Annotated in this window: 1 protein-coding gene; it reads left to right on the top strand. The window is 74.0% G+C overall.

The features are described from left to right. Positions 1-4132, top strand: a 4132-nt coding sequence (locus AB0M92_RS39070) for a beta-ketoacyl synthase N-terminal-like domain-containing protein (RefSeq protein ID WP_366107155.1), incomplete at both ends; no start/stop codon positions are given.

The following is a 4132-nucleotide window of genomic DNA, read 5'->3' as shown; positions in this document are numbered from 1 at the left end:
CCGCTCCGGCCCGAGGAGGCCCTCGCCCTCTTCGACGCGGCCTGCGCCTCCGGCCGGCCCGCCACCGTCCCGCTCCACGTCAACCGCACCGCCCTGGCCGCCCGCACCGACGAACTGCCCGCCCTCCTGCGCTCCGCCACCCCCACCCCGCAGCGCCGCAGCGTCCGCGCGAGCGCCGCAGGCGGGGGAGCGGGCGCCGCACACGAGCTCGCGGCGCGCCTCGCCGGGAAGACCGAGGAGGAACGCGACCAGGCCCTGCTCGAACTGGCGCGGACGCACGTGGCCGCCGTACTGGGCCACGAGTCGGCCGACGCCATTGCACCCGACCGGGCCTTCCAGGAGCTCGGCTTCGACTCCCTCAGCGCCGTCGAACTGCGCAACCAGCTGAAGGCGGCCACCGGGCTCCGGCTCCCCGCCACCCTCGTCTTCGACTACCCGAACGCCCGCGCCGTCGCCCAGTACATCGGCGAGTCCATCGGCGGAGCGGCTCAGGGCGCGGCCGCCCGTCCGGCCGCCGCAGTCGCCCGTACGCAGGCGGAGGCCGACGACGACCGGATCGCGATCGTCGCGATGAGCTGCCGCCTCCCGGGCGGGGTCACCTCGCCCGAGGAACTGTGGCAGCTCGTCGCGGAGGGCCGGGACGCCGTCTCCGGCTTCCCGCTCGACCGCGGCTGGGACGTCGAGAACGTGTACGACCCCGAGCCGGGCGTGCCGGGCAAGACGTACGCCAACGAAGGCGGCTTCCTCTACCAGGCGGGCGACTTCGACCCGCACTTCTTCGGGATCAGCCCGAACGAGGCGCTGATCATGGACCCCCAGCAGCGGCAGCTGCTGGAGGTCTCGTGGGAGGCCATCGAGCGGGCCGGCATCAACCCGCACACCCTCAAGGGCAGCAGGACCGGCGTCTTCGCGGGCGTCATGTACCACGACTACGGGCAGGGCACCGAGGCCGCGGCCACCACCGGCGGCAGCCTGATCTCGGGCCGCGTCTCGTACACCCTCGGCCTCGAAGGGCCGTCCATGACCGTGGACACGGCCTGCTCCTCGTCCCTCGTCTCGCTGCACCTGGCCACCCAGTCGCTGCGCTCCGGCGAGTGCTCGATGGCGCTCGTCGGCGGTGTCGCGGTGATGGCGAGCCCCGACATGTTCGTCGAGTTCAGCCGCCAGCGCGGGCTCGCCGCCGACGGTCGCTGCAAGTCCTTCGCGGGCGCGGCGGACGGCGCCGCCTGGTCGGAGGGCGTCGGCGTCCTCGTCATCGAGCGCCTCTCCGACGCCCGCCGGGCCGGCCACCCCGTGCTCGCGGTGATCCGGAGCTCCGCGGTCAACCAGGACGGCGCGTCGAACGGCATGACCGCCCCCAACGGCCCCTCGCAGCAGCGCGTCATCCAGAGCGCGCTGGAGAAGGCCGGACTGACCACGGCCGAAGTCGACGTGGTCGAGGCGCACGGTACGGGCACCAAGCTGGGCGACCCGATCGAGGCGCAGGCCGTGCTCGCCACGTACGGGCAGGGCCGCGACGAGGACAAGCCGCTGTGGCTCGGCTCGCTGAAGTCGAACATCGCGCACACGCAGGCCGCGGCCGGTGTCGCCGCCGTCATCAAGATGGTCCAGGCGCTGCGCCACGAGCTGATGCCCAAGACCCTGCACGTCGACGAGCCCACCCCGCACGTCGACTGGACGGAGGGCAACGTCAAGCTGCTCACCGAGGCCGTCGCCTGGCCGGCGGGCGAGCGGCCGCGCCGAGCGGGCATCTCCTCGTTCGGGCTCAGCGGCACGAACGCGCACGTGATCCTGGAGGAGGCCCCGGCCGCTCCGGAGACCGCCGCGGACGAGGCTCCGCGCGAGCTGCCCGCCGTACCGGTGGTGCTGTCGGCCCGGTCTCCCGAGGCCCTGGCGGGCCAGGCGCAGCGCCTCGGCGCGCACCTCGCCGACCACGAGGAGCTCTCGCCGGCGGACCTCGCCTTCTCGACGGCGACCTCGCGCACCGCGCACGAGTACCGGGCCGCGGTGGTCGGCGAGAACCGCGAGGAACTGCTCGCCGGGCTGGCGGCGCTGGCCGAGGGCTCGGAGGCGGGCGTGGTCCGGGGCCTCGTACGGGAGGGCAGGTCGGCGTTCCTGTTCACGGGCCAGGGCGCGCAGCGTCTGGGCATGGGCCGTGAACTGCACGCCGCGTTCCCGGTGTTCGCCAAGGCGCTGGACGCGGTGGTCGCGGCGCTGGACGTGCACCTCGACACCCCGCTGTACGAGGTGATGTGGGGCGAGTCCGCCGAGGACGAGGCGCTGCTGAACAGCACCGCGTTCACCCAGCCGGCCCTCTTCGCCATCGAGACGGCGCTGTTCCGGCTCGTGGAGTCGTGGGGGGTGCGGCCGGACTTCCTGGCCGGGCACTCGATCGGTGAGATCGCCGCAGCCCATGCGGCGGGCGTGCTGTCGCTGGACGACGCGGCCCGTCTCGTCGCCGCCCGTGGCCGTCTGATGCAGGCGCTGCCCTCCGGCGGAGCGATGGCCGCGATCCAGGCGACGGAGGAGGAGATCCTTCCCCATCTGACCGATGTCGTGGGCATCGCGGCGGTCAACAGTCCGCGCTCGATCGTGGTGTCGGGTGCGGAGGATGCCGTCGAGGCGATCCGGGGGCGGTTCACGGAGCAGGGCCGCAAGACGACCCGGCTGCGCGTCTCGCACGCCTTCCACTCGCCGCTGATGGAGCCGGTGCTCGCGGAGTTCCGGGCCGTCGCGGAGTCCGTGGCGTACCACCCCGCCGCCGTTCCTGTGGTCTCGGGCGTGCACGGCGGACTCAGCGAGGACTGGGGGACCCCGGAGTACTGGACCCGCCACCTGCGCGAGGCCGTCCGCTTCTGCGACACCGTGCAGCACCTGCACGCCAAGGGCGTCACCCGCTTCGTCGAGCTGGGCCCCGACGCCGTCCTGACCGCGCTCACCCAGGTCTGCCTGGACGGCGACGGCGTGCTCGTCGAGCCCGCCCTGCGCCGCGGCCGTCCCGAGGTCCGCAGCCTCCTGACCGCGCTGGCACACCTGCACAGCGTGGGCTCGCGCGTCGATTGGGCGGCCTTCTACGCCGGCACCGGCGCGCGGCGCGTCGAGCTGCCGACGTACGCCTTCCAGCACCAGCGGTACTGGCTGGAGGCCACCCCGGCCACCGACGTCGCCCACCACGGCCAGACCTCGGTCGGCCACCCCCTGCTCAGCGCGGCCATCACCCTGGCCGGGTCCGGCGAGGCGGTGCTGACCGGCCGCCTCGGCGCGGGCACGCACGCCTGGGTCGCCGACCACGACGTCCTGGGCAGCGTGCTGCTGCCGGGCACCGGCTTCGTAGAGCTGGCGCTCCGGGCGGGAGACGAGGTCGGCTGCCCGGTCCTGGAGGAACTCACCCTTCAGGCACCGCTCGTACTGCCCCGGCACGGTGGCGTGGCCCTTCAGGTGTCGGTCGGCGCCCCCGACGAGACGGGCCGCCGGTCCGTGCGGGTCCACTCGCGCCACGAGGACGCCCCGGCCGACACTCCCTGGCTGCTGCACGCGGACGGCCTGCTCGGCACCCGGCCGGTCGCCGCCGGCACGGACTTCACCGTCTGGCCGCCCACCGGCGCGACCGCGGTGGACGTGAGTGACACGTACGAGGTGCTCCAGGGCCGCGGCTACCACTACGGACCGGTGTTCCAGGGCCTCACGGCCGCCTGGACCTCCGGCGAGGACGTCTACGCCGAGATCGAACTGGCCGAGCAGGCCCACGGAGACGCCGAGAGCTTCGGGGTCCACCCGGCCCTGCTCGACGCCACGATGCACGCGCTGGGGATCGGCGGTCCGGGTTCCGACCAGGACTCCGAGGGGTCCGCGCAGCCGCTGCTGCCGTTCTTCTGGGAGGACGTGTCCCTCTACGCGGTCGGCGCCACGGCGCTGCGCGTGCGGATCTCCTGGACGTCCGAGAACACCATGTCCCTGGACGCCGCCGATGCGGCCGGCGCCCCGGTGCTGTCGGTGAAGAGCCTGACGTTCCGTCCGGTGTCGCAGGAGCAGCTGGCTGCGGGTCGGCCGGAGTCGTTGTTCGAGATCGCGTGGCGTCCGCTGCCGGCCCAGGTCCCGGCGGATGCGGTCGCCGTGGCCGGGGAGCACGTGT

Origin of the sequence: Streptomyces sp. NPDC051582, from assembly GCF_040681715.1 — a bacterium.
GTDB lineage: Bacteria > Actinomycetota > Actinomycetes > Streptomycetales > Streptomycetaceae > Streptomyces.
Note: the sequence above shows the minus strand (reverse complement) of the source record. Positions and strands in the feature narration are given on the sequence as shown.